This is a genomic window from Sphingopyxis sp. Geo25, from assembly GCF_949769135.1.
In the GTDB taxonomy this organism is placed as follows: domain Bacteria; phylum Pseudomonadota; class Alphaproteobacteria; order Sphingomonadales; family Sphingomonadaceae; genus Sphingopyxis.
Genome location: NZ_CATKOZ010000005.1, coordinates 195,029 through 218,615 on the forward strand (window position 1 = coordinate 195,029; position 23,587 = coordinate 218,615).

Annotated in this window: 27 protein-coding genes; 15 read left to right on the forward strand and 12 right to left on the reverse strand. The window is 65.8% G+C overall.

Annotated features, from left to right (window positions below):
* Window positions 1–158: 158 nt before the first annotated feature.
* From QOL68_RS14640 to QOL68_RS14660, 5 genes are all read right to left on the reverse strand, one after another.
* Window positions 159–1,214 carry a potassium channel family protein gene (locus QOL68_RS14640; protein WP_282949747.1) on the reverse strand — a complete coding sequence of 352 codons (1,056 nt, stop codon included), beginning with the start codon at window positions 1,212–1,214 and terminating at the stop codon, window positions 159–161.
* A gap of 33 nt (window positions 1,215–1,247) precedes the next feature.
* Complete coding sequence (gene surE, locus QOL68_RS14645) at window positions 1,248–2,012, reverse strand: 5'/3'-nucleotidase SurE (protein ID WP_282949746.1); 765 nt, start codon at window positions 2,010–2,012, stop codon at window positions 1,248–1,250.
* A 93-nt stretch (window positions 2,013–2,105) separates the two neighbouring features.
* The gene (gene serS, locus QOL68_RS14650) at window positions 2,106–3,386 is read right to left on the reverse strand and encodes a serine--tRNA ligase (RefSeq protein ID WP_282949745.1); all 1,281 of its coding nucleotides are present in this window, start codon (window positions 3,384–3,386) and stop codon (window positions 2,106–2,108) included.
* A 175-nt stretch (window positions 3,387–3,561) separates the two neighbouring features.
* The gene (locus QOL68_RS14655) at window positions 3,562–4,026 is read right to left on the reverse strand and encodes an SRPBCC domain-containing protein (protein ID WP_282949744.1); all 465 of its coding nucleotides are present in this window, start codon (window positions 4,024–4,026) and stop codon (window positions 3,562–3,564) included.
* Entirely contained in the window at window positions 4,023–4,367 is a 345-nt protein-coding gene (locus QOL68_RS14660; RefSeq protein ID WP_058455333.1) for an ArsR/SmtB family transcription factor, read from the reverse strand. Before QOL68_RS14660 ends, QOL68_RS14655 begins: the two co-directional genes overlap by 4 nt.
* 92 nt (window positions 4,368–4,459) lie before the next feature.
* Between QOL68_RS14660 and QOL68_RS14665 the strand changes: the two genes are divergently transcribed.
* The 3 genes from QOL68_RS14665 to QOL68_RS14675 all read left to right on the forward strand — a co-directional run bounded on the left by QOL68_RS14665 (window position 4,460) and on the right by QOL68_RS14675 (window position 7,168).
* Window positions 4,460–5,548 carry a hypothetical protein gene (locus QOL68_RS14665; RefSeq protein WP_282949743.1) on the forward strand — a complete coding sequence of 363 codons (1,089 nt, stop codon included), beginning with the start codon at window positions 4,460–4,462 and terminating at the stop codon, window positions 5,546–5,548.
* Between the two features lie 678 nt (window positions 5,549–6,226).
* Entirely contained in the window at window positions 6,227–6,688 is a 462-nt protein-coding gene (gene dksA / locus QOL68_RS14670; protein ID WP_058454946.1) for an RNA polymerase-binding protein DksA, read from the forward strand.
* A gap of 93 nt (window positions 6,689–6,781) precedes the next feature.
* Window positions 6,782–7,168, forward strand: a complete 387-nt coding sequence (locus QOL68_RS14675; RefSeq protein ID WP_282949742.1) for a PilZ domain-containing protein — start codon at window positions 6,782–6,784, stop codon at window positions 7,166–7,168.
* A gap of 49 nt (window positions 7,169–7,217) precedes the next feature.
* On the opposite strand, the gene QOL68_RS14680 is transcribed toward QOL68_RS14675, so the two are convergent.
* Complete coding sequence (locus QOL68_RS14680; RefSeq protein WP_082657693.1) at window positions 7,218–7,376, reverse strand: YdcH family protein; 159 nt, start codon at window positions 7,374–7,376, stop codon at window positions 7,218–7,220.
* A 136-nt stretch (window positions 7,377–7,512) separates the two neighbouring features.
* On the opposite strand from QOL68_RS14680, the gene QOL68_RS14685 reads away from it, so the two are divergent.
* Window positions 7,513–7,710 carry a YdcH family protein gene (locus QOL68_RS14685; protein ID WP_058454944.1) on the forward strand — a complete coding sequence of 66 codons (198 nt, stop codon included), beginning with the start codon at window positions 7,513–7,515 and terminating at the stop codon, window positions 7,708–7,710.
* 111 nt (window positions 7,711–7,821) lie between these two features.
* Window positions 7,822–8,292, forward strand: a complete 471-nt coding sequence (locus QOL68_RS14690; RefSeq protein WP_282949741.1) for a DUF1465 family protein — start codon at window positions 7,822–7,824, stop codon at window positions 8,290–8,292.
* On the opposite strand, the gene QOL68_RS14695 is transcribed toward QOL68_RS14690, so the two are convergent.
* The gene (locus tag QOL68_RS14695; protein ID WP_058454942.1) at window positions 8,289–9,371 is read right to left on the reverse strand and encodes a DUF2332 domain-containing protein; all 1,083 of its coding nucleotides are present in this window, start codon (window positions 9,369–9,371) and stop codon (window positions 8,289–8,291) included. The two genes, QOL68_RS14690 and QOL68_RS14695, sit on opposite strands and share 4 nt — an antisense overlap.
* A 38-nt stretch (window positions 9,372–9,409) precedes the next feature.
* On the opposite strand from QOL68_RS14695, the gene hisG reads away from it, so the two are divergent.
* From hisG to QOL68_RS14725, 6 genes are all read left to right on the forward strand, one after another.
* Window positions 9,410–10,066 (forward strand): ATP phosphoribosyltransferase, encoded by a 657-nt coding sequence (gene hisG, locus QOL68_RS14700; protein ID WP_058454941.1) that lies wholly within the window; start codon window positions 9,410–9,412, stop codon window positions 10,064–10,066.
* Window positions 10,053–11,345, forward strand: coding sequence for a histidinol dehydrogenase (gene hisD / locus QOL68_RS14705; RefSeq protein WP_282949740.1), 1,293 nt, complete (start codon window positions 10,053–10,055; stop codon window positions 11,343–11,345). Before hisG ends, hisD begins: the two co-directional genes overlap by 14 nt.
* 7 nt (window positions 11,346–11,352) lie before the next feature.
* Window positions 11,353–11,802, forward strand: coding sequence for a transcription antitermination factor NusB (gene nusB, locus QOL68_RS14710; protein ID WP_282949739.1), 450 nt, complete (start codon window positions 11,353–11,355; stop codon window positions 11,800–11,802).
* 83 nt (window positions 11,803–11,885) lie between these two features.
* Complete coding sequence (gene thiL, locus QOL68_RS14715; RefSeq protein WP_282949738.1) at window positions 11,886–12,818, forward strand: thiamine-phosphate kinase; 933 nt, start codon at window positions 11,886–11,888, stop codon at window positions 12,816–12,818.
* 183 nt (window positions 12,819–13,001) lie between these two features.
* Window positions 13,002–15,119 carry a sodium-translocating pyrophosphatase gene (locus QOL68_RS14720; protein WP_282949737.1) on the forward strand — a complete coding sequence of 706 codons (2,118 nt, stop codon included), beginning with the start codon at window positions 13,002–13,004 and terminating at the stop codon, window positions 15,117–15,119.
* Between the two features lie 224 nt (window positions 15,120–15,343).
* The gene (locus tag QOL68_RS14725; RefSeq protein ID WP_282949736.1) at window positions 15,344–16,066 is read left to right on the forward strand and encodes a hypothetical protein; all 723 of its coding nucleotides are present in this window, start codon (window positions 15,344–15,346) and stop codon (window positions 16,064–16,066) included.
* A 51-nt stretch (window positions 16,067–16,117) separates the two neighbouring features.
* Here the strand turns inward: QOL68_RS14725 and QOL68_RS14730 are convergent, their stop codons facing one another.
* Window positions 16,118–16,936: an SDR family NAD(P)-dependent oxidoreductase gene (locus tag QOL68_RS14730; RefSeq protein ID WP_282949735.1), complete on the reverse strand. Its 819-nt coding sequence runs from the start codon at window positions 16,934–16,936 to the stop codon at window positions 16,118–16,120.
* Between the two features lie 315 nt (window positions 16,937–17,251).
* Here QOL68_RS14730 and QOL68_RS14735 point away from each other — a divergent pair, with 315 nt between their 5' ends.
* Complete coding sequence (locus QOL68_RS14735; protein ID WP_058454935.1) at window positions 17,252–17,782, forward strand: CarD family transcriptional regulator; 531 nt, start codon at window positions 17,252–17,254, stop codon at window positions 17,780–17,782.
* A 56-nt stretch (window positions 17,783–17,838) separates the two neighbouring features.
* Here QOL68_RS14735 and truA read toward each other — a convergent pair whose 3' ends face one another.
* The gene (gene truA, locus QOL68_RS14740; protein WP_282949734.1) at window positions 17,839–18,579 is read right to left on the reverse strand and encodes a tRNA pseudouridine(38-40) synthase TruA; all 741 of its coding nucleotides are present in this window, start codon (window positions 18,577–18,579) and stop codon (window positions 17,839–17,841) included.
* Between the two features lie 112 nt (window positions 18,580–18,691).
* Window positions 18,692–19,612 (reverse strand): methionyl-tRNA formyltransferase, encoded by a 921-nt coding sequence (gene fmt / locus QOL68_RS14745; RefSeq protein WP_282949899.1) that lies wholly within the window; start codon window positions 19,610–19,612, stop codon window positions 18,692–18,694.
* 35 nt (window positions 19,613–19,647) lie between these two features.
* Here fmt and recR point away from each other — a divergent pair, with 35 nt between their 5' ends.
* Both recR and def read left to right on the forward strand, forming a co-directional pair.
* The gene (recR, locus tag QOL68_RS14750; RefSeq protein WP_204993799.1) at window positions 19,648–20,244 is read left to right on the forward strand and encodes a recombination mediator RecR; all 597 of its coding nucleotides are present in this window, start codon (window positions 19,648–19,650) and stop codon (window positions 20,242–20,244) included.
* A gap of 207 nt (window positions 20,245–20,451) precedes the next feature.
* Entirely contained in the window at window positions 20,452–20,985 is a 534-nt protein-coding gene (gene def, locus QOL68_RS14755; protein ID WP_282949733.1) for a peptide deformylase, read from the forward strand.
* Window positions 20,986–21,086: 101 nt separating this feature from the next.
* On the opposite strand, the gene grpE is transcribed toward def, so the two are convergent.
* Window positions 21,087–21,638, reverse strand: a complete 552-nt coding sequence (grpE, locus tag QOL68_RS14760) for a nucleotide exchange factor GrpE (protein WP_204993801.1) — start codon at window positions 21,636–21,638, stop codon at window positions 21,087–21,089.
* A gap of 4 nt (window positions 21,639–21,642) precedes the next feature.
* The gene (gene hrcA, locus QOL68_RS14765; protein ID WP_058454929.1) at window positions 21,643–22,686 is read right to left on the reverse strand and encodes a heat-inducible transcriptional repressor HrcA; all 1,044 of its coding nucleotides are present in this window, start codon (window positions 22,684–22,686) and stop codon (window positions 21,643–21,645) included.
* A 91-nt stretch (window positions 22,687–22,777) separates the two neighbouring features.
* On the opposite strand from hrcA, the gene QOL68_RS14770 reads away from it, so the two are divergent.
* A complete protein-coding gene (locus QOL68_RS14770) occupies window positions 22,778–23,578 on the forward strand; it encodes a dienelactone hydrolase family protein (RefSeq protein WP_282949732.1) in 801 nt (266 codons plus the stop codon).
* Window positions 23,579–23,587 lie beyond the last annotated feature (9 nt).

Consider the following 23,587-nt stretch of genomic DNA (forward strand, 5'->3'; position numbering starts at 1 on the left):
TTTCAACCGTAAGGGAACATATCTCTTATCGTCTCCGCGGACTCGATCCGGGGTCCATGACCTCGGCGCCGCGATGGATCCCGGATCAAGTCCGGGATGACGAATTTCAGGATAGCGAACGTCAGCTCGCACCCAAAAGCGTCATTTGCGAGCGCCCATCAATCCGCTTCGCACGTCTCGCACCTGACCACCTCGACGATCGTGTCGCCGGGTTCGAGCGTCTGCACCTCGGGCTCCCAGAAGCCGTAGGGCTTGCCGGCGCGGTAGATCCGGAGGCCGCGGCCGCCGCTGGCGAGCTGGTCGAGGCCGCGGCCGACTTCCTCGCTGCTCACGGGCCGCTCGCGCAGTTGCACCTTGTCCCCCGTCGCGGCGAGGTCGGCCATATAGTCCGCGACATGCTCGCCCTGCGCCGAGCCCGCCAGGAGCAGGCCCGTGAAGCTGACGGGGTTGATGACGGTGCTTGCGCCGGCCTGGCGCGCGAGCAGCTCATTATCCTTCGCGCGGATGACGACGCTGATCGGGACCTGCGGGGCAAGGTGACGGACGGTGAGGACGATCAGGATCGAGCTGTCGTCGCGGCCCGCCGAAACGAGGACGGTCCGCGCCCTTGCGATCTGGACGTCGATCAATGTGTCGTCGTTCGACGCGTCGCCCTGCAACACGTTGCAACCGGCGGCTTCGGCGGCCGCGATGCGGGGGCCCGACTGGTCGATCACGACGATGCACGCGGGGTCGGTGCCGCGCGCGATGAGTTCGCGGACCGCTTCGGCGCCGCTGGTGCCGTAACCGAGCACGACGCAATGATCGGTGAGCTTTGCCTGGATGCGGGCCATGCGCCATTTTTCCCATGTGCGTTTGATGACGAAATTATAAGCGGTGCCGACAAATATGAAGAGCACCGCGATACGGATCGGGGTCACGATCACCGCCTCGATCAGCCGCGATCGGTCAGAGACGGGGGCAATGTCGCCGAAACCTGTCGTCGTGACCGAAATCATCGTGAAATAGACGACGTCGAGAAAACTGATGTGGCCGTCGTGGCTGTCCTTCAGCCCCGCGCGGTCGATCCAGTGGACGAGGACGACGATTGCGATGAGGAAGAAGGCGAGGCCAAGCCGCGCGAGCAGGTCAGCCCAGACCGGCCATTTCGCGTCACGGCGCAGCAGGTGAAAGCCGCTCTGGATCTGGAGCTTGGGTTTCGGCCGCTGGCTCATTGCGGACCTTGTGCCAAAGCCGTGGCGCGAAGGCTAGTCGCTATAGGCGCTGCGCAGCGCCGCCAGCGAAGCGTCGTGCGTGAGGTCGAGCTGGAGCGGGGTGACCGAGATATATCGATCGTCGATCGCCTCGAGGTCGCTGTCGTGGCCGGGGCTGTGCTCGATCCCGTGCAGCCCGAACCAATAATAGGGATAGCCGCGCGGATCGGTGCCCTCGACGATCGAGCCGCGGCCGTAATCGTGGAATCCCTGCCGGGTGACGCGAATGCCGCGCACATCGGCCGCCGGGATGGCCGGGAAGTTGACATTGATCAGCGTGCGCGGCGGCATGTCGTGATCGAGCAACGGGCACAGCACCTTGGCGCCCCACGCTTCGGCCGCTTCGAAGGGGACGCTGTCACCCATCCCTTCCTTGGCGTAAACCTGGCTCAGCGCGATCGCGCGAATGCCGGCGAGCGCGCCCTCGATCGCGGCCGAAACGGTGCCCGAGTAAGTGATGTCGTCGCCCAGGTTGGCGCCGCGGTTGACGCCTGACAGGATCAGGTCCGGCTTTTCGGGCATCAACTTGCCGATTGCCATCATCACCGAGTCGGTCGGGGTGCCGCTGCACGACCAGCGCCGCTCGCCGTGCTGGCGGATGCGGACGGGGCGCGACAGGGTAAGCGAGTGGCCCGCGCCCGACTGTTCCTCGGCGGGGGCGCAGACCCAGATGTCGTCGCTTAGCTGGCGCGCGATGGCTTCGAGCACCGCCATGCCGGGGGCGTGATAGCCGTCGTCGTTGGTCAGGAGGATGCGCACTTTCGAGTCTCTCTTTCTTCGTCATCCCGGACTTGATCCGCGATCCATTTGCGTCGGCGTCGTGGATCCCGGATCAAGTCCGGGGTGACGAGTTCAGGACGCGGGCGTCAGCTTGGTGAGGCCGCCCATATACGGCAGCAGCGCCGCCGGAATATCGACGCTGCCATCGGCCTGCTGATAATTCTCGAGGATCGCCACCAGCGTCCGCCCCACGGCAAGCCCCGAGCCGTTCAGCGTGTGGACGAACTCGTTGCCCTTGGCGTCTTCGCGGCGGAAGCGCGTATTCATGCGGCGCGCCTGAAAATCGCCGCAGTTCGAACAGCTCGAAATCTCGCGATAGCTATCCTGACCGGGAAGCCACACTTCGAGGTCATAGGTCTTGCGCGCGGCGAAGCCCATGTCGCCTGCGCAGAGCAGCATCTTGCGATAGGGAAGTCCAAGTTCTTCCAATATCTTCTCGGCCGCCCTTGTCTTGCGTTCGAGTTCGGCGTCGCTGTCCTCCGGACGGACGATCGAGACAAGCTCGACCTTCCAGAACTGGTGCTGGCGGATATAGCCGCGCGTGTCGCGGCCCGCCGACCCCGCCTCGGAGCGGAAACAGGGGGTGAGGGCGGTCATGCGGATCGGCAGCTCGGCCTCGGACAGGATTTCCTCGCGCACCGCGTTGGTCAGGCTCATCTCGGACGTCGAGATGAGCCACCGCCCGTCGGTGGTCTGAAACAGGTCCTCGCGGAACTTCGGGAGCTGCGTCGTCCCGAACGCCGCCTCGTCGCGGACCATCAGCGGGGTCGCGCATTCGACATAGCCGGGCTCGCCGGTCTGCATATCGAGCATGAACTGGCCGAGCGCGCGTTCGAGCCGGGCCATCTGACCCTTCAAAAAGGCGAAGCGGGCGCCCGACATCTTGGCCGCGGTCTCGAAATCGAGGCCGAGCGCGGGCGCGAAATCGGCATGTTCCTGCGGAGTGAAGTCGAAGACGCGCGGGGTGCCCCAACGCGAAATTTCGACATTGCCGCCTTCGTCCTCGCCATCCGGCACGTCGGCGGCGGGAATGTTCGGCAGCGCGGCCAACATGTCCTGCAAGGCAGCGACTTGATCGCGCTCTGCCTCTTCCTTCGCGGGAAGGGTCGTCTTGAGTTCGGCGACCTCGGCCTTCAGCGCCTCGGCCTTGTCCTTGTCGCCTTGTGCCATTGCCTGACCGATCAGCTTCGAGGCTTCGTTGCGACGTGCGAGAGCGCCCTGAATCTCGGTCTGAAGCGCGCGCAGCGATGCGTCCGCCGCCACGATCTGCGTAGAGAGGGGGGCGAGACCGCGGCGCGCGAGGCCGGCGTCGAAGGCTGCGGGATTTTCCCGGATCAGGCGGATATCGTGCATGCGCCGCGCTATGGCGGCGCGGGGCGAGCGGTGCAAGCCTTGATCCTCCCAGTGCCGCAGGCATGGGAGGGGGACCGCCGGCGCAGGCGATGGTGGAGGGGCTGCAACGTTGCTTCATGGCCCCTCCGTCAGCGCTTCGCGCTGCCGCCTCTCCATCGCTGCGCGACGGGGAGGGCTATGGTTCGATCAGCCTGGCGAGCTGACCGATCGCCGTGCCCCAGCCTTCGTGGAAGCCCATCTCGTCATGCTTCGCGCTATCCTCGGGGCTCTTGTGGAGCACCCGCGCCGCATAGAGTGTGCCGCCGTCCTTCGGTTCGAAGGTAAGGATCGCGGTGATGGCGAGCCACGGTTCGACGGGCTGCCAGCCTGCGGTCAGGACGGTCGTGAAGACCAGCCTCTGCTCGGGGACCGCTTCGAGGAAGCAGCCGTCGACATGCGGCTGGAAATCGGTGGCGCCTTGCTCGCGCATGCGGGTCACGAAACCGCCGCCGGGACGGAGCTCGAGCGTGTCGACGCGGCATTCGATCGGTGCGGGAATCCACCATTTCTCAAGATTTTCGGGCGCGCTCCAGGCGTTCCAGACCGCCGACGGCGGCGCCTTGATCAGGCGGGAGATGGTCAGCTCGGTTCCGTTTGTCACCTGCGTTGCTCCTGAGGATGTTGCGCTTCAACGAATGCCGCCAGCCGGTCGGTGCGCGCCTGCCAGACGGCCCGCTGTTCGGAGAGCCAGCCTTCCGCCTCGGCGAGCCGGGCTTCGTTCAGGTGGCAGGTGCGCACGCGGCCCTGCTTCGCCGAGCGAATGAGCCCGGAGCCCTCCAGCACCGCCAGATGCTTCAAAAAGGCAGGGAGGCCCATGTCGAAGGGCTCGGCGAGCCGCTTCACGGGCGCCGCGCCGCTCAGCAGGCGGCCGATCACAGCACGGCGCGTCGGGTCGGCGAGTGCGTGAAAGACCGAGTCGAGAGCGGATGATTGGTTCACCATGTGGCGAACTTTATAGATAGTTTGCCGATTGGCAAACTGAAAATGCGCGCCACATGAAAAGAGGGCCGTCCTTGCGGGCGGCCCCCAGTTAGGTGGTCGGGTTAGCCCCCTCGACCGCCAGTGGATTCGGTTATGCCGCGTTCGACTCGTCGTCGTTGCGGTTCGCGGCGCGGCGGCGCGCGACGAGCGCGGCGGCCGCGGCGCCGAAGAGCAGGATCATCGGCGGGGCCGGCACCGGGGTCGGATCGCCCGACGAGCTGCTGGTGCTGCCGCCCGAACTCGACGACGAGGAAGACGAGCTCGAAGAGGAACTGCTGCTCGACGACGAGGACCCGGTGCTGGTGCTCGTGCCGCCGAAGCTGCTGCTGGTGCTCGTCGCGCCCGACGAGGTCGCACCGCCCGATGAGCTGCTGCTGGACGAGGATGACGAGGAGGAACTGCTCGACGACGAACTGCTTCCCGAACCGCCCGAACTGCTGCTGCTCGAACCACCCGAGCTGCTGCTCGAACCGCCTGAACTGCTGCCACCCCTCGACGAGCTGCCCCAGCCCGAGGAACCATGCGACGAACCGCCCTTCGACGAGCTGCCCCAGCCCGACGAACCGTGTGACGAACCGCCCTTCGACGAGCTGCCGCCGCCCGAGGACGACGAGCTCGACGACGAAGACGAGGAGGAAGAAGACGAACTCGACGACGAACTGCTGCTCGACGAGGTGCTGCTGATGCCGCCGGTCGAGGTCGACACATTGCCCGACGAGGTGCTGACATTGCCCGACGAGGTGCTGACATTGCCCGACGAGGTCGAGACGTTGCCCGAGGAAGTGCTGACCCCGCCGGTCGAGGTGGAAACGCCGCCCGTTGAAGTGCTGACGCCGCCCGTCGACGTCGAGGTCGAAACCCCGCCGGTCGACGTCGACACATTGCCCGAGGAGCTCGACGTCGAGGTGGAAACCCCGCCGGTCGAGGTGGATACGCCGCCCGAGGTCGAGCTGGTGCTCGAGGTGATGCCGCCGGTCGTCGTCGAGGTGACAACCACGCTGCCGCCCCCGCCGCTGCTGCTGCCCCCAAAGAAGCCGCCAAAGAAGCCGCCGCCGAAACCGCCGCCGAAGCCGCCGCCGATCACTGTCACACCGCCGCCGCTGCCGCCACCTTCCCATCCGCGCTGCGGGAAGGGCGCATAGGGAATCGGGGGCAGGGGGATCGTCTGGGTCACGACCTGCTGCTGCGGAGTTGCGGTGCGGATCACACGCTTCGTCGTGACGACGCGGCGGATGCGCTTCACCGGCTTTTTCGCGGCATGGCGCTTGCGAACGACCTTCTTGGCGCCGCCGCAGGGGGTGCAGGGCTTCGCCGATTGGGCGCGTGCCGCCGGGACGTCGGCGATCTGCATCGCGCCGCTGCCAATGATCGCACCGCCGCAGGTGCAAGCACATAGTTTGGCGAGGGCCATTCGAACCGACATAGACTTCTCTCTTTCCCGTTGCGGGTGTCCGACGCTTCGCCGCCGTGCCCTCCACTGGACGCAAAAGGCCAAAGCTTTGTGAACGCGGCAATTGCGTTAACCGCGTTTGCCTGTCCGACAGCGGGATTTGCCCCCCGGAATCAACCCCGAATAGCATAACTGTCCCAAATCAGAACGTAAATGACTTCGAATCGGCCCTATTGGACAAATTCGAACCCATGACGAAGTTAAGTCTCGCCAGTCGCGCCGTGGCCGGTTCAGCTTTGCTTCACCGCCAAATGCTTAGCGGCTGCTTCGGCGCTTGTGTCGCAACCGGCGGCTGGTTATAGGCGCGGCGCATTCCCCGTTCCGTCCGTTCCGGGCGGACGGCGACACGAAAGGACGCGAAAAGCCCTTTATGCCAACCCAGATCGCCGATGTTGGCGCCGACGCGCTTCGCGAAGCCAAATCGAACCTCGATTCGGATTATGTTCCCAGCGAAGACGAAGAGTTTATGAATGAGCGGCAGCAGGAGTATTTCCGTGGCCTGCTGCTCGCATGGAAAAAGTCGATCCTCTCCGAATCCGAATCGACCCTGGCGCAGTTGCAGGACGGGCCGCTTCGCGAACCCGACCTTGCTGACCGCGCGTCGAGCGAGACCGACTGGGCGATCGAGCTGCGCACCCGCGACCGCCAGCGCAAGCTGATCGCGAAGATCGATTCGGCGATCCGGCGCATCGACGAAGGCGAATATGGCTATTGCGCGGTGACCGGCGAGCCGATCTCGCTCGCGCGGCTTCAGGCGCGCCCCATCGCGACGATGACGCTCGAGGCGCAGGAGCGTCACGAGCGCAACGAACGCATCTCGCGCGAAGACTGATCCTCGCCGGGACAAAGTCGGCGGCATTTACGTTTCCGCAATCGCTGCGACCTAGATTCGCCGCCTGACACTCAGCGCGGGGAAAAGGTCGCAATGGAATCGCGTGAACCACTATCGGTGGATGAAGAGGTGGCGGCGCTGTCGCGCAGTGCCGACCGGGACAGCCTGTTCCTGCAGGCGCATGTCCTGATTCCCGGACAGGCCGCGCCGCTTGTCGTTCGCGTTCGCAATCTGTCCGCTGGGGGGATGCTTGCCGAAGCTATGTTTCGCGGGCTTGCCCAAGGGGCGGCGATCGAGGTGGAACTACGCAACATTGGCCCGGTTCCAGGGCGAATCGTCTGGGTCGGCGAGGGCAAGTTCGGGATCGCGTTCGACCGCCAGGTCGATCCGCAGGCGGTTCGGCGTCAGGTTGTCCAGAAATCGGAAGTTCCGCCGCATCTGTCGGCGCTGAACAAGGGCCCCTTCTACCGCCGACGCTGATGCGCTCCGCGAGGGGAAGCACCAGCGGGCGGTAGCGGTCGTGCGACGGTCAGGCGGTCGCGGCCATTTCTTCCTTGAGCCTCAGCTTCTGCTTCTTCAACTGCGCCAATAGTCCCGTATCAGGGCAAGGACGGCGCTCTTCATTCGCAATTTTCGCGTCGAGGTCCGCGTGGCGGGACTTCAGGGCGGAAAGATGCGAGATGCTCATTGGCCATTCTCCTTCGACTCGGTTGGGGGCGCCGAGTAAATCACGAATCGCACCCTTTGTCGTGCCGATTCGGCCAGCCGGTAGGCGGCCCGGACAGCCCGTTGCGGACCGCTCGCTATCGTGGCAGGAGGCAGGTGTGAACGCCGAAGAAATTACCCAGCGCCTGGAACTGCTTCGCCTCGAGCATCGCGATCTCGACGCGGCGATCATCGCCCTTGGCGAGGCGACGGTGCCAGACCAGCTCCAGCTCGCGCGGATGAAGAAACGCAAGCTGCGCCTGCGCGACGAGATCTCGTGGTGCGAGGATCAGATCATTCCCGACATCATCGCCTGACGGGAACGGTTCCGCTTCAAGGCCCCTGATTCAAAACGGGACGTTGGCGGTTCGATTTTTCATGGTTACCATCGTTGCCGCCACAGCGGTGAACGTGTCATCTCCGCGGCCATGGCGACGGACCCAACAAACGGTATCGCGATCGGGCTGCCGGTTCACCGCGCGCAGGTCGAGAATCTCTATGTCGAGGCGATGCTGCTCGCCGACGAGGCGCACGCGGCCTTTGCGGCCGAACGCGACCTCGGTGCCGTCGGTGGCGACGCCCTTCTGCAGGTCAGCCTTGCGTGCGAATCACTCAAGACGACGACGCGGCTGATGCACATCGTCGCCTGGCTGCTCCATCGCCGCGCGATGATCGCGGGCGATCCCGGTGCGGGGGCGGGTGACAGCGCGGCGCGGATTGGCGAGCCGGTTGCGGCCGACTGGGAGGTCTGTGCGCGTTTCGCAATGCCGCTGCGCCGGATCGTCGCCGCGAGCGAACGGCTGTTCGAGCGGATCGCCGCGCTGGAGGCCGGTTGGGAAACACCGGTCGCGGTCACCCCGGTGCAGGCGATGCTCGCGCAGCTCGAAGCGCGGCTTTAGGCGGCCGCCCACTCGACCCACGCGCCATGGGCGTGCGCGCGGCCAAGCATCTTCGCCGCTTCGCCGCCGGGCCAGTAGCGGACGACGAGTTCGTGTTGATGCACGGTACGGTTGGCTTCGAGCGCGATCCACGCCAGCGGCCGATCGGCGGTCGCCTCGGCGCCGGCCTCTTCCATCGCGGTCGTCACGCGCATCTGCTGGTCCTCGGGGACATATTGCCAGACGATCGAGTGCATCAGCACGCGCGTCGTCCCCTTCGCCTGCGGCTTGCGAAGCTCCGCCTCGACGAAATCGGCGGCGTTGGCGTGGACGAGGTTCGGTTTCTTCGCGCGCGCTGCCGCGATCGCGGCCTCGATGCGCTGGAAACGGATCGCATGTTCGGGCCAGATATAGGCCTTGAGGCGCAGCGCCTGTGCCGGATCGGTGAGGTCCACCCGCCCGACGTCGCACCCTTTCAGTCCGGCAAAGTCGATCTTGTGCTGCGGCGGGTGGCTCCCGCGCCATTCGGGGGTGAAGGCCATGACTCCTGGCTCGGGGCCGACCTGCACCCCGCCAAGGTCGTAGTGATAGCGGTCGATCATCAGGTTGATGCCGGCGCTCGACCCGATTTCGAGGCAATCGAAATGCGGCGGCAACCCCTGGTCGGTCAGCCACAGCATCGCGGCGATGAAATTCGACGAACGGCCCGCCTCATTGGTCTGTGGCGGCCCGTCGAGCCACGGGAGCAGCGCCGCCTCGTGGCCCGCCACGACCCCCGCGACGACGGCTGCGTCGTTGATGTCGTCGGCGTCGGCGTAGATCGGGGCGAGCGCGGGCGACTTGCCCGACAGATGCAGCGCATGGAGTCCGCCGGCGGCGCGCAGCGGCAGGGCGTCGGCGAGTGGGGGGCCTTGCCAATCGGCGATCCGCCGCGCGAATTCGGTCGCGGGCTTGTCGAGCAAGGTCGCGAGCGCGGCGACGATCCGCGCGGTGACTCGCGCGTCGTTGGCCCGGCAATAGGCGACTTGATTCGCAAAGGCGGTGCGCACCGCCGCGGGCCCCGTCTCGGCCATGTCGACCAGTTGGTAGCGCTCGCTCATTGCCCTTTCTCCTCTCGCCGCCTAAAGGCACGGCGCTTATGCCCGAACCGATCATCTTTGCCATCCCCAAGGGGCGCATCCTCGACGAGGCGCTGCCCTTGCTCGCGCGTGTCGGGATCGAGCCGGCAGCGGACTTTTTCGACAAGAGCAGCCGCGCGCTCGTGTTCGGCACGAACCAGCCGCATATCTCGCTGATCCGCGTGCGCGCGTTCGACGTCGCAACCTTCGTCGCGCATGGCGCCGCGCAACTCGGCATCGTCGGGTCGGACGTCGTCGACGAGTTCGACTATTCGGAGCTTTATGCGCCGGTCGACCTTGGCATCGGGCATTGCCGGCTGTCGCTTGCGGGACCCGCAGACAGCGCGCCTCCCGGCATCGGTGAGAGCCACATCCGCGTCGCGACCAAATATCCCGCGACGACGCGCCGCTGGTTCGAGGGGCAGGGGATCCAGGCCGAGTGCATCAAGCTCAATGGCGCGATGGAGATCGCGCCGAAGCTGGGGCTCGCCTCGCACATCGTCGATCTTGTTTCGACCGGACGGACGCTGGTCGAAAACGCCCTCGCCGAGCAGCAGATCATCAGCGAGGTTTCGGCGCGGCTGATCGTCAATCGCGCGGCGTTCAAGCTGCGCTCGGCCGAAGTGCCCGCGCTGGTCGAGAAATTCCGCGAGGCCGTGGGCAATGCGGCGGCTTGACGCGTCCGACCCCGGCTTCGCCGCGGAGTTCGACGCGCTGGTCAACGACCGGCGCGAGAGCGACTCCGATGTGTCGACCGACGTCGCGGCGATCATTGCGCGCGTGAAGGCCGAGGGCGACGTCGCGCTCGCCGACTATACCGCCAGGTTCGATCGCTTCGATCTGGAAACCCGCGGCTGGAGCATTTCGAAGGAGGAATGTGCGGCCGCCTACGACGCGCTTGCTCCCGAGCTGCGCGATGCCCTCGACCTCGCGGCGGCGCGTATTCGCGCCTATCATGCCGCCCAGCTTCCCGAGGATCGCGACTACCGCGATGCGACCGGGGCGCGTTTGGGCGCGCGTTGGCGTGCGGTCGATGCGGCGGGCGTTTATGTCCCCGGCGGGCGTGCGGCTTATCCCTCGTCGGTGCTGATGAATATCCTCCCCGCGAAGGTCGCCGGGGTCGAGCGCATCGTGATGATGACGCCGACGCCGGGTGGCGAGACCAATCCGGTCGTGATGGCCGCGGCGCATATAGGCGGGGTCGATGAGATATGGCGCGTCGGCGGGGCGCAGGCGGTTGCGGCGCTTGCCTATGGCACCAGCAGGATCGCGCCCGTGGACGTCGTGACCGGCCCCGGCAACGCCTGGGTCGCCGAGGCGAAACGGCAGGTCTATGGCGTGGTCGGTATCGATATGGTCGCCGGGCCGAGCGAGATCGTCGTCGTGGCCGACAACAAGAACGAACCGCATGTCATCGCCGCAGACCTGCTGAGCCAGGCCGAGCATGATCCGACGAGCCAGTCGATCCTGTTCACCGACGATGGCAATTTCGCCGATGCCGTCGCGGCGGCGGTCGCGCACGTCATTCCGACGCTGAACACAGCATCGACGATGCAGGCGAGCTGGGCCGACAATGGCGCGGTGATCGTCGTGCCGACGCTGGCCGACGCGATCCCGCTCTGCGACCGACTGGCGCCCGAACATCTCGAACTCGCGGTCGATCCGGCCGAGGCCGATGCGCTCTTCGCCAAGGTGCGCCATGCGGGCTCGGTCTTCCTCGGCCGCCAGACCCCCGAGGCCATCGGCGACTATGTTGCCGGCCCTAACCACGTTCTCCCCACCGGACGCCGCGCGCGCTTTTCGAGCGGGCTGTCGGTCACCGACTTCATGAAGCGCACCAGCTTCCTCGCGCTCGACGAAGCAAGCCTCGCCGCGATCGGCCCCGCTGCCGTCGCGCTCGCGGGTGCCGAGGGGCTTCCCGCGCACGCGCTCAGCGTCCAGAACAGACTGAAGTAGAACCACCATGAACAAACGCGCCCAGTCCCGCTCCGCCGCTCGCCTTGCTGCCGTGCAGGCGCTTTATCAGCACGAGATGGAAGGCACGCCGGTCGCCCAGCTCATCCATGAATTCCACCAGCACCGGATCGGCGCGACCATCGAGGGCGCCGAATATGCCGACGCCGACGTCGCCTTCTTCGACGATATCGTGAAGGGCGCGCTCGCGCGGGCGGAGGAGATCGACGCGGCGATCACCGCCAGACTCGCGAGCGGCTGGACGATGGACCGGCTCGACCGCACGATGAAGGCGATCCTGCGCGCGGGTGCTTATGAACTGCTGGCGCGCGGCGATGTGCCGGTCGGCGCGGTCGTCAGCGAATATGTCGATGTGGCGAAGGCCTTTTTCGACGGGCGCGAGGCGGGATTTGCCAACGGCCTGCTCGATGCGATCGGCAAGGATGTGCGGGCCAATTAGCTGAAATTCTCCCCATCGCTTCGCGACAGGGAGGATCGTTCGGTATCTTTTATACGGCTACGGTATTCGCTAGGCTTTTCGTAATGAGCGAAGCCGATTTCATTGCTCGCCTGCGTACCATCGCAACCGACCCCGCCGCGCGCGGGCTCGATGACGATGCCGCGCTGCTTGGCGACCTCGTTCTCACGCACGACATGATCGTCGAGGGCGTTCATTTCCTGCCCGACGACGGTCCGCAGGATGTCGCATGGAAGCTGGTCGCGGTGAATCTCTCCGACCTTGCCGCGAAGGGCGCCGCGCCAGTGGGCGTGTTGCTCGGCTACAGCCTGACCGGCGATGAGAACTGGGACGCCGAATTCGCGGCGGGCCTCGAGAGCGTACTCCGCCGCTATGGCGCCGCGCTGCTCGGCGGCGATACGGTTCGCGTGCCCGGCGGCGCTCCACGCAGCTTCAGCCTGACAGCGATCGGCCGCGCATCGCCCGACGGCGTTCCGGCGCGCAGCGGCGTGCGTCCGGGTGATCAGATCTGGGTCAGCGGTTCGATCGGCAATGCCGGCGTCGGCCTAGCGATGCGGCTGGGCGAGGTCGACCCGAACGAAACGTGCCTTGCGGCCTACCGCCGCCCGCAGCCGCAGCTCACGCTCGGTCAGGCGCTGGTGCGGCACGTCCACGCGATGATGGACGTGTCCGACGGCCTGCTGATCGATGCCGACCGCATGGCGCGCGCCAGCGGGTGCGACATCACGCTGATGCTGGAGGCGGTGCCGTTGTCGGCGGCGTTGCTAGCGGTACGTCCCGATGTGCTCGACACGCGGCTCGCGGCGGCGACCGCGGGCGATGACTACCAGCTGCTGTTCGCGGCCGATCCGGGCGAAGCGGTGGCGATCCGCGAGATCGGTGCAGGGTTGGGAATCGCGCTGACGCCGGTGGGCCATGCAGGGGTCGGCGAGGGGCTTACCCTGATTCACAAGGCGCAGCGGATCGTACTGCCCGAGCGTCTCGGTTTCACACATTAGGCCCAAAACATACAGAAAATTGCCGAAAAACCGGGCTTGCCCTCGGCTTTCTTTCTTCCCATAACTCGCCCGTCCAAATTTGGGGCGGTCGCATCAGGGGAGAGAGCGAGCCGGCATCAATAAGTCGGACGTTCGACTGCTATCCTGCGTTCGCCCTTCTCAATGGGGAAGGAATAGACACGCATGAATCCGGTTTTGATCGCGATAGGGTGTGGCCTGTTGGCCGTGCTCTATGGGTTCATTACCTCGCGGCAGGTGCTCGGCGCCTCGGCGGGTAATGAGAAAATGCAGGAAATCGCCGCCGCCATCCAGGAAGGCGCGAAGGCCTATCTCGGCCGCCAATATCGCACCATCGCCATCGTCGGCGTCGTTGTCGCCATTCTGGTCGGGTTTTTCCTCGGTCCGATTTCGGCGACGGGTTTCGTCATCGGCGCCGTCCTGTCGGGTGTCGCGGGCTTCGTCGGCATGAATATTTCGGTCAAGTCGAACGTCCGTACCGCCGCCGCGGCGCAGACCGGGCTGCAGGCGGGCCTGACCATGGCGTTCCGCGCCGGCGCGATCACCGGCCTGCTGGTGGCGGGCCTTGCGCTGCTCGCGATCTCGGTCTTCTTCTGGTACCTGATTGGCCCCGGCGGTTACACCGTCGGCGGCGATGACCGCACCGTCGTCGACGCGCTCGTCGCGCTGGCGTTCGGCGCTTCGCTCATCTCGATCTTCGCGCGTCTTGGCGGCGGTATCTTCACCAAGGCCGCCGACGTCGGCGCTGACCTTGTCGGCAAGGTCGAGGCCGGAATTCCCGAAGACGATCCGCGCAACCCCGCGGTGATTGCCGATAACGTCGGCGACAATGTCGGCGACTGCGCCGGCATGGCGGCCGACCTGTTCGAAACCTATGTCGTCACCGTCGGCGCCACCATGGTGCTGATCGCGCTGCTGCTGAAGAGCGCAGGCGACATGCTGCTGCCGCTGATGAGCCTGCCGCTGCTGATGGGCGGCGTCTGCATCATCACCTCGATCATCGGCACCTATTTCGTCCGCCTCGGCGGCGGAAAGAATGTCATGGGCGCGATGTACAAGGGCTTCCTCGTCACCGCGGTTCTGTCGGTCCCCGCGATCTGGTTCTCGACCAGCTATGTGCTGAAGGGCGACATGAATACCGATGTGACGGGCCAGACCTTCAACGGCATGGATCTCTTCCTGTGTTCGCTGCTCGGGCTCGTCATCACCGGTCTGATCATCTGGATCACCGAATATTACACCGGTACCAATTATCGCCCGGTGCGGTCGATCGCCAAGGCGTCGGAAACCGGCCACGGCACCAACGTCATTCAGGGTCTGGCTATCAGCCTCGAATCGACCGCCGCGCCGACGCTCGTCATCTGCGCCGGCATCATCGCCGCGTTCCAGATCGCCGGCATCGTCGGCATCGCGTTCGCCGCGACCGCAATGCTCGCGCTGGCCGGCATGGTCGTCGCGCTCGACGCTTACGGCCCGGTCACCGACAATGCCGGTGGCATTGCCGAAATGGCGGGCCTCGACGATTCGGTGCGTGAAAAGACCGACCTGCTCGACGCGGTGGGCAACACGACTAAGGCGGTTACGAAAGGTTATGCCATCGGGTCGGCGGGTCTGGCGGCGCTGGTGCTGTTCGGCACCTATACCGCCGACATCACCGAATATTCAGCGAAACTCGGGTTGACCGAGCCGCTGACTTTTTCGCTGTCGTCGCCCTATGTCATCGTCGGGCTGCTGCTCGGCGCGTTGTTGCCATACCTCTTCGGTGCGTTTGGCATGACCGCGGTCGGCCGCGCGGCGGGTGAGGTCGTCAAGGATGTTCGCGACCAGTTCAAGAACAACCCCGGCATTATGACCTATGAGAGCAAGCCCGACTATGCGCGCACGGTCGACCTCGTTACCAAGGCGGCGATCAAGGAAATGATCGTCCCGTCGCTGCTGCCGGTGCTCGCGCCGATCGTGGTGTTCCTGGTGATCCGCGGCGTGGCCGGTCCGGCCGCGGCGCTCGAGGCGCTCGGTGCGCTTCTGCTCGGCGTGATCGTCGGCGGGCTGTTCGTCGCCATCTCGATGACCTCGGGCGGCGGCGCATGGGACAATGCCAAGAAATATATCGAAGACGGCAACCACGGCGGCAAGGGCAGCGAAGCCCATAAGGCTGCGGTGACCGGCGACACCGTGGGCGATCCGTACAAGGATACCGCGGGCCCGGCGGTCAACCCGATGATCAAGATCACCAACATCGTGGCGATCCTGCTCCTCGCGGCGCTGGCGCACGGCGCGGTCTGATCCGCGCCGCCTGCGGGCAAAAGAAAGGCCCCGCCGGAGCGATCCGGCGGGGCTTTTTCATGCGAGTTCCGCGACGGCCAACCCGCGCTTGTCAATGGTCGGGCGCGCGCCTATCCCTCCGTGGCCCTTGCCCCGGCGCTCTCACAAGCGCGCACCGTCACCGAAGATATTTTCTGCTGCACCCTGGTCCAGTCACGCCCTACGTCGAACAGCTCAACATCGGGGTGGGGCGCCGCGCGCTCGCCATAAGTCTCGCCGTCCTGATTTCGGCGCTGCTGTTGCTCATGCTGCTTACCTTCGGCTCGGTGGGGAAACCCGACTCCCAAACCGAACGCGTCAGCATGGTGAGCCTTGAGGCCAGCGAGATTGCCGACGAGGCGCCCGAACCGAGCGCCGCGAAGGCCGAGCGGAGCGAGAAGCAGCCCGAGCCGAAGCCGCAGGCCGACGAAACCCCGCCAACCAAGCCCAGCGAACCGCAGCCGCTGCCGTCCGTTCAGCCTGTGCCCGCGCCGCCGAGTCCCGCGCCTGTCGTGCAACAGCCGTCGCCGGCGATTGCCCGCCCCGTCCTTCGCCCAGGCACATATGGGCCGCCCAACACCGGCGGTTCATCCTCGTCGTTCCGCGATTCGGAACGCGTCGGAACGGCGCCCAATGGCGAGCCGCTCTATGCGGCGACCTGGTATCGCCAGCCGAGCGACGACGAGCTGCGCGGCTATCTGTCCACCGCCAGCGGGCCTGGCTGGGGCCTGATCGCTTGCCGCACCGCCCCCGATTACCGCGTCGAAGATTGCGTCGGGCTGGACGAATATCCGACCGGGTCGCAAATCAATCGCGCCGTGCTCGCCGCAGCGTGGCAGTTCAAGGTGCGGCCCCCGCGGCTCGGCGGCAAGCTGCTGGTCGGCAGCTGGGTCCGGATCAGGATCGATTATGTCATGAGGCGACAATAGGATCGGTGGTGGCGGGAGCGCTTGCGGCCCGAACTGGCCGGAACGGCGGGTTCAGGACGCCGACGTAGCCTTCATTTGCTGCGCATAGCCGGCCTGCACCATCGCACTCATCCGGTCGAACAGGGCATCGGGATTGCTACGGCGGAGTTCCGCAACCGCCGTCTCGGCGCCCCCGGCGACGACCAGTTCGCGCGTCCCCGCCTCGACCGCATCGAGGATCTTCTCCGCGGCGAAATCGGGCGAGAGACCGTTCTCTATCGCCGCGTCGCTTTCGCCGCGCACGCTACCGTCGGCGTTCAGCGCGTTGCGGCTGACATCTGTCGCGACCGATCCCGGTGCGACGACGAGCACCTTCAGGCCGAGATGCTCATTCTCGGCGCGAACGCTGTCGTGATAGCCGATCAGGCCGTGCTTGGCGGCGCAATAGGCGCTGCGGAGCGGCACGCCCGCGATGCCCGCGACGCTGGATATGGCGACAATCTGCCCTCCGCCTGCGGCGATCATGCGCGGCAATAGCTGCTGGGTGAGGGCGATCGGCGCGAGCAGGTCGACGTCGACGATCTTCTGATAGACTGCGAAATCGGTATCGACCGCCAGGCTGCGCTGCGAAATGCCGGCGTTGTTGACGAGCCCGTCGATCCGTCCGCACCAGTCCCAGGCCTCGTCGACCAAGGTTGGCAGCGCGGCATAGTCGGTCGCCTCGAACGGCAGGATCATCGTTCCCGGGCCGATCTCCCTTGCGACCGCTTCGAGCGCGGCGATATTGCGGCCCGAGAGAATCAGCCGCGCGCCGCGCGCCGCGAGCCCCTTCGCCAGCGCCGCACCGATCCCCGACGACGCCCCGGTGACCCACCACACTTGATCCTGCATATCGACATCCTATCTCATCGTTTCGTTGCAACCTGAAACGGGCCTGGGAGCCCGTCAAGGTGCCAACCCGCGGAATTCCGCGACAGGGGTGGCAATTTTGTTGCGAATCTGTTATAATAAATATCAACGCATCGACAGTTTGCCTCTGCCCGCCGGGTGCAAGGGGAGCTGTGGGCGTCCTGATGGAGCCATATCCCTTGTCACTCTGACTGGCTAGCGCCGCCCAACAACGCCGATCCGCCGCTTTCACAAGGCAGGATAGGACCGGCTTTCTGCGCTTCCCAGTCCATCGGCAAGGCCAAGAAAGGAACTTGCATGTCCGCAAACACGCTCGTCTTCGAAGTCGGGGATTATGTTGTTTATCCAAAGCATGGCGTGGGGCGCGTCATCGAACTGCAGAAGTCCGAAATCGCCGGTATGCAGCTGGAACTTTATGTTCTCCGCTTCGAAAAGGAGAAGATGACGCTGCGCGTTCCCACCAACAAGGCCGAAGGCGTTGGTATGCGCAAGCTGTCGTCGGACAAGACGCTGAAGGAAGCGCTTCAGGTGCTGACGACCAAGCCGAAGGTGAAGCGCACCATGTGGTCGCGCCGCGCGCAGGAATATGAAGCCAAGATCAATTCGGGCGACCTCGTGTCGATCGCCGAAGTGACCCGCGACCTGTTCCGCGCCGACGACCAGCCGGAGCAGAGCTATTCGGAACGCCAGATCTTCGAAGCGGCGTCGAGCCGCCTCGCGCGCGAACTCGCCGCGATGGAAGAAAGCGACGAAAAGACCGCGCAGGCGAAGATCCTCCAGATCCTCAACGAACATGCGCCGAAATATTATCTGGAAAAGGCGGTCTGATCCGACCGAACCGGATGAAGCGAAAAGGGCGGTCCTGCCGGGCCGCCCTTTTTGATTCAGGGGTATTTCGCCTCAACGAAGTAGAGGCCATCCGGCGGGGCGTTGAGCCCCAGCGCTTTGCGGTCGGCAGCATCGAGCGCTGCTTTCAGATCGCGCGCCGACCATTTGCCTTCGCCGACCATGCTCAAGCAGCCGACCATCGAGCGCACCTGATGGTGCAGGAAGCTTCGCGCCGCGGTCTCGATGATGATCTCGTCGCCGTGGCGGCTGACGCTGATCCGGTCGAGCGTCTTGACCGGGCTTTCGGCCTGGCAATGCACCGAACGGAAGGTCGTGAAGTCATGGCGGCCGACCAGCGCCTGCGCCGCTCCGTGCATCGCTCCGGCATCGAGCGGCTTGGCGAACTGCCACGAGAGCCCCTTGTCCCACGTCAGGGGCGCGCGGCGGTTGACGATGCGATACTCATAGGCGCGACCGATGCACGAAAAGCGCGCGTGCCAGTCTTCGGCAACCTCGGCGCACGCGAGCACCGCGACCGGGGCAGGGCGAAGCTGCGCGTTCAGCGCCTCCATCAGCCGGAAGGGCTGGATAGCCTTTTCGATGTCGACGTGCGCGCGCATCGCGATCGCGTGGACGCCGGCGTCGGTGCGCCCCGCGCCATGCACCGCGGCCTCTTCGCCGGTAATGCGCGTGACGGCCTCTTCGAGCGCTTGCTGGACGCTGGGGCCGTGGCTCTGCCGCTGCCAGCCCATGAAGGGGCGGCCGTCATATTCGATGGTGAGGGCAAATCTGGTCATGAGCGGCCGCTGCGCCCATTCGCGTCACTCCGGACGTGATGCGGGGTCCACGGCAGCGCTGAAGTCATGAACCCCGGATCAACTCCTGGGTGACGAAGGGGGATAGGCCGGGTCATGCCAACCGCGTCCCCATCGGGACCGGCCGTCCGCGCAGCAGTTCGGCGGCGTCCATCGCGGGCTTGCCGGCGCGCTGGACACGCGCCGCGCGGATTGCGCCGGGGTTGCAGGCGATGGTCAGCGCGTCGTCGAGCGTGACGCCCGGCGCCGCGCCCGCGACGGTCTCGGCCGGATGCACCACCTCGGCCGCCAATATCTTGTAGCGCTCGCCGTCGAGTTCGAAGAAAGCTCCCGGCATCGGGTTGAATGCGCGTATCTGTCGCTCGACCTGGACCGCGCTGGTCAGAAAATCGAGCCGGGCCTCGCTCTTGTCGATCTTCGCGGCATAGGTGACGCCCTCGTCGGGTTGTGGCACCGGCGGGAAAGCGTGGAGGTTGCTCAGAACCTTGACCATCATCAGCGCACCCATTTCGGCGAGTTCTTCGGTGAGCAGGCCCGCGGTCTTGCGCGCGACCGGCGTCGTCTCGATCAGCCGCATCGCGCCGGTGTCGAGCCCGACATCCATCTGCATGATCGTCACGCCGGTCTCGGCATCGCCCGCGAGGATCGCGCGCTGCACCGGCGCCGCGCCGCGCCAGCGCGGCAGGATCGAGCCATGGACGTTGAGGCACCCCTCGCGCGGCGCGTCGAGGATCGCCTGCGGCAGGATCAGGCCGTAAGCCGCGACGACCGCGATATCGAGGTCGAGCGCGGCGAATTCGGCCTGCGCTTCCTCGCTGCGCAGGCTCTTCGGGGTGCGGACGGGCAGAGCATGGGCGTCGGCCCAATCATGCACTGCGCTCTGCTGCAACTTCTTGCCGCGCTGCGCCGGGCGCGGCGGCTGGGTATAGACGGCCGCGATCTCGTGCCCTGCCGCGTGGAGCGCGGCGAGCGTCGGCACCGCAAAGGGCGGCGTTCCCATGAAGGCGATGCGCATTGTCATTTCTCGCGCGCCGCTTAAGACCATCCGTCATGGCATCGCAAGAGATTGAAGCGCTCGTCCAGCAACTCGCCCGCCTGCCGGGGCTCGGCCCGCGCTCGGCGCGGCGTGCGGTGCTGCACCTGATGAAGAAGCGCGAGAGCAGCTTTGCGCCCTTGCTCGCGGCGCTGCAGACGGTGTCCGAACGCCTCGTCACCTGCGGCATCTGCGGCAATATCGACACGCAGGACCCTTGCGCGATCTGCGCCGACCCGCGCCGCGATGCGCGCTCGCTGTGCGTCGTCGAGGAGGTGTCGGATCTCTGGGCGCTCGACAAGTCGCGGCTCTTTCCGGGCAAATATCACGTCCTCGGCGGCCGGCTGTCGGCGCTGGAGGGCGTGCGGCCGCAGGATCTCAGCATCGATGCCCTCGTCGCGCGCGTCGCCGCGGGGGGCATCGACGAGGTGGTGCTGGCGATGAACGCGACGCTGGAAGGGCAGACGACCGCGCATTATCTAGCCGAGCGGCTGGAAGGCTATCCGGTAAGGCTGACGCAGCTCGCGCATGGCCTGCCGGTGGGGGGCGAGCTCGATTATCTCGATGAGGGGACTCTGGCGCAGGCGCTCAGGGCGCGGAGGCCCGTGGGTTAGCGATGTCCGAGAAGACCTGCCCCGACTGTGCTGAGCATGTGAAAGTAGAAGCGATCAAATGTCGCTTTTGTGGATATCGTTGGTCTGGACGTGAAAAGCCTCCGTTTGATGCGTGGCGCGTCGGAGCGGTTGTGCTGATTTTGGCGATGCTGGCACTTGCCGTCGCTACCTCTTGACCCCGCGCCCCCGCGACCATACCTGACGGCCATGGCCCTACTCCCCATCATAGAGACCCCCGATCCGCGGCTGCGCGTCATTTCCAAGCCCGTCGAGACCTTCGACGCCGAGCTGAAGACGCTGGTCGCCGACATGTTCGAGACGATGTACGACGCGCCCGGCATCGGGCTTGCCGCCATTCAAGTGGGGGTGCCGAAGCGCATCCTCGTCATCGACCTACAGGAACCCGATCCCGAGGACGAAGAGGGCAAGAAGGTGATCCGCGATCCGCGCGTCTTCATCAACCCCGTCTTCTCCGACGAGAGCGAGGAGCATAGCGTCTATCAGGAAGGCTGCCTGTCGGTCCCCGAGCAATATGCCGATGTGACGCGTCCCGCCGAGGTCACCGTCGACTGGCAGGACGAGGACGGCAAGCCGCACCGCGAGCGCATGACCGGCCTGATGGCGACGTGCATCCAGCACGAACACGACCATCTGGAGGGTATATTGTTCATCGACCATCTGTCGCGGTTGAAGCGCGAGATGGTGCTGAAGAAATTGGCCAAGCTGCGCAAAGCGGCTTAGCGCCAACATTCGTCACCCCGGACCTGATCCGGGGTCCACGACCGCGATGCAGCAATGGATGCCGGATCAGGTCCGGCATGACGATATCCAGTAAGTCGGGCTTAGTCCGCCTTCTTCGCGACGCCCACCATCGCGGGGCGCAGCAGCCGGTCCTTCATCATATAGCCCGCCTGCATTTCCTGCACGATCGTGCCCGGTTCCTTGTCGCTCGGGATTTCGAGCATCGCCTGATGCTGGTTCGGGTCGAGCGGCAGGCCGATCGCGGCGATGCGCGTGATGCCGTTGCGCTCGAAGACGCTCAGCAGTTCGCGCTCGGTCGCTTCGAGGCCGGTGATCAGCGGCTTGATTGCCGCATCCTCGCGCTGCTCGGCGGTCAGCGCCGCGAGTGCGCGGCCGAGATTGTCGGCGACTGACAGGATGTCGCGCGCGAATTTGGTCGACGCATAGGCGTGCGCGTCGGCGATTTCCTTGTCCTTGCGGCGCGTGACATTCTGCGTCTCGGCGCGCGCATAGAGCAGATCCTGCTGCAGCGCGGCGATCTGTTCGGCCAGCTTCGCCGCTTCGTCCTGCGGTTCGGCGGCGACGGCTTCGGGGGCTGCGGTTTCTTCGGTCGCGCCGTCGTCGACGGGCGTGTCATTTTCGATATTCGTCATAAACCTATCGTATCAGTCTTGAGAGCGATTGTGCGGTGAAATCCACCATGGGTACGATCCGGGCATAGTTCAAGCGCGTCGGGCCGATAACCCCGACAACGCCGACCACGCGCCCGTCCGAACCGCGATAGGGCGCCGCTATCACGGACGAGCCCGAAAGCGAGAATAATTTATTCTCCGACCCGATGAAAATGCGCGTCGCCGCGCCTTCGCGCGCGCTGTCGAGAAGCTGGGCGATATCCTGCTTGGTTTCGAGTTCGTCGAGCAACTGCCGCACCCGGTCGAGATCGCCGACCGCGCTTTCATCGAGCAGATTGGCTTGCCCGCGCACGATTAGCACGGGCCGGTCGGCGCCGTCGGACGACCAGATCGCGAGCCCGCGGCTGACCAGATCCTGCGCCGCGCGGTCGATCGCGATTCGCTCGGCCTCGATCTCGTGGCGGACGCGCGCCATCGCTTCGGTGAGGGTCAGGCCCGACAAGGTTGCGCTGATATAATTGCCCGCCTCGACCAGCGCCGAGGGGTTGAGCCCCGCCGGAATGTCGATCACGCGGTTCTCAACCGTCCCGTCGCCCGCGACGAGCACGACGAGCGACTGGCTGGCCGACAGCGGGACGAAGGCAAGCTGTTTCAGCACGCGCTCATGCTTGGGAACGAGAACGAGGCCGGCGCACGCCGACAGCCCGGACAGTGCTGCCGTCGCCTGCGCGAGCGCACTCTCGATCGGGCCGCCCTCGACGAGGCTTGCCTCGATCTGGGCGCGGTCCTCGGGCGAAGGTTCGGCGACCTGCATCATGCCGTCGACGAACAGGCGCAGCCCCTGTTCGGTCGGCAACCGGCCCGCGCTGGTGTGCGGGCTGGCGAGCAGGCCAAACTCCTCCAGATCCTGCATCACATTGCGGATCGAGGCGGGCGACAGGTTGAGCGTCGCGAGTTTCGACAGCGTCCGCGATCCGACCGGCTGGCCGGTTTCCAGATAGGCGTCGACGACCAACCGGAACACATCGCGCGCGCGCGTCGTCAATTCGGTGATCGGCGGAGTGGTCATGGTGAGGATTTAGGGATGGCGAGGGGAAGGGGCAAGCTTTGCTGGTCAGAGCATGGGAGTGGCGTTAGCCTGCCTCGCAGGGGAGAAAAGCATGACCGACCGACCGCTCGACCGCGACGATCCGCTCGACGACTTCCGGCGCCGCACCATCTCGCTGCTCGGCCACGACCGGCTGGTCTATATAATGGGAAGCGGTCCCGCGGTGATCGTGATGACCGAAATGCCCGGCATCAGCCCGCATGTCGCGCGCTTCGCGCGCTGGGTGCGCGATGCCGGTTTCACCGTCTATATGCCGCATATCTTTGGCAAGGACGGCGCCGTGCCGCGGATGCCCGGCGCGCTGTTTACAATCCTCGGCGGCTGCATCAGCCGCCAGTTCCGCGCCTTTCAGGCGAACGAAAGCTCACCCGCAACGCAATGGCTGCGCGCGCTTGCGGCGCTGGCGCACAAGGAATGCGGCGGGAAAGGCGTCGGTGCGATCGGGATGTGCTTCACCGGCAATTTCGCGCTGTCTATGATGCTCGAACCCGCGGTGCTCGCGCCGGTGCTGTCGCAGCCCTCGCTGCCGCTGAACGATGCGGCGGGGATGCATATCCACCCCGACGAACTCGCCGCCGTCAAAGCGCGGATGGAAGCCGAGGATCTGACGGTGCTCGCCTACCGTTTCGAAGGCGACAAATTCTGCAAGGCTGCGCGGTTCGAGGCGTTCGAAAATGCGCTCGGCGACCGCTTCATCGGCAAGGTGCTGCCCGATGAAGCCGCGAACCCCGACAGCCCGATGAAGAACCCGCACAGCGTCGTCACCATCCACCTGATCGACGAGGCCGGCCAGCCGACCGTGCAGGCGCGCGACGAAATCCTCGATTTCTTCAGGATGCGCTTGAGCGGTTGAGGGTGGCGG

Coding starts and splice junctions, on each gene's coding strand:
- QOL68_RS14640 (WP_282949747.1), bottom strand. CDS start 1,214: ATGAGCCAGCGGCCGAAACCCAAGCTCCAGATCCAGAGCGGCTTTCAC.
- serS (WP_282949745.1), bottom strand. CDS start 3,386: ATGCACGATATCCGCCTGATCCGGGAAAATCCCGCAGCCTTCGACGCC.
- QOL68_RS14660 (WP_058455333.1), bottom strand. CDS start 4,367: ATGGTGAACCAATCATCCGCTCTCGACTCGGTCTTTCACGCACTCGCC.
- dksA (WP_058454946.1), top strand. CDS start 6,227: ATGCCAACCCAGATCGCCGATGTTGGCGCCGACGCGCTTCGCGAAGCC.
- QOL68_RS14675 (WP_282949742.1), top strand. CDS start 6,782: ATGGAATCGCGTGAACCACTATCGGTGGATGAAGAGGTGGCGGCGCTG.
- QOL68_RS14680 (WP_082657693.1), bottom strand. CDS start 7,376: ATGAGCATCTCGCATCTTTCCGCCCTGAAGTCCCGCCACGCGGACCTC.
- QOL68_RS14690 (WP_282949741.1), top strand. CDS start 7,822: ATGGCGACGGACCCAACAAACGGTATCGCGATCGGGCTGCCGGTTCAC.
- QOL68_RS14695 (WP_058454942.1), bottom strand. CDS start 9,371: ATGAGCGAGCGCTACCAACTGGTCGACATGGCCGAGACGGGGCCCGCG.
- hisG (WP_058454941.1), top strand. CDS start 9,410: ATGCCCGAACCGATCATCTTTGCCATCCCCAAGGGGCGCATCCTCGAC.
- hisD (WP_282949740.1), top strand. CDS start 10,053: ATGCGGCGGCTTGACGCGTCCGACCCCGGCTTCGCCGCGGAGTTCGAC.
- nusB (WP_282949739.1), top strand. CDS start 11,353: ATGAACAAACGCGCCCAGTCCCGCTCCGCCGCTCGCCTTGCTGCCGTG.
- thiL (WP_282949738.1), top strand. CDS start 11,886: ATGAGCGAAGCCGATTTCATTGCTCGCCTGCGTACCATCGCAACCGAC.
- QOL68_RS14720 (WP_282949737.1), top strand. CDS start 13,002: ATGAATCCGGTTTTGATCGCGATAGGGTGTGGCCTGTTGGCCGTGCTC.
- QOL68_RS14730 (WP_282949735.1), bottom strand. CDS start 16,936: ATGCAGGATCAAGTGTGGTGGGTCACCGGGGCGTCGTCGGGGATCGGT.
- QOL68_RS14735 (WP_058454935.1), top strand. CDS start 17,252: ATGTCCGCAAACACGCTCGTCTTCGAAGTCGGGGATTATGTTGTTTAT.
- truA (WP_282949734.1), bottom strand. CDS start 18,579: ATGACCAGATTTGCCCTCACCATCGAATATGACGGCCGCCCCTTCATG.
- fmt (WP_282949899.1), bottom strand. CDS start 19,612: ATGCGCATCGCCTTCATGGGAACGCCGCCCTTTGCGGTGCCGACGCTC.
- recR (WP_204993799.1), top strand. CDS start 19,648: ATGGCATCGCAAGAGATTGAAGCGCTCGTCCAGCAACTCGCCCGCCTG.
- def (WP_282949733.1), top strand. CDS start 20,452: ATGGCCCTACTCCCCATCATAGAGACCCCCGATCCGCGGCTGCGCGTC.
- grpE (WP_204993801.1), bottom strand. CDS start 21,638: ATGACGAATATCGAAAATGACACGCCCGTCGACGACGGCGCGACCGAA.
- hrcA (WP_058454929.1), bottom strand. CDS start 22,686: ATGACCACTCCGCCGATCACCGAATTGACGACGCGCGCGCGCGATGTG.
- QOL68_RS14770 (WP_282949732.1), top strand. CDS start 22,778: ATGACCGACCGACCGCTCGACCGCGACGATCCGCTCGACGACTTCCGG.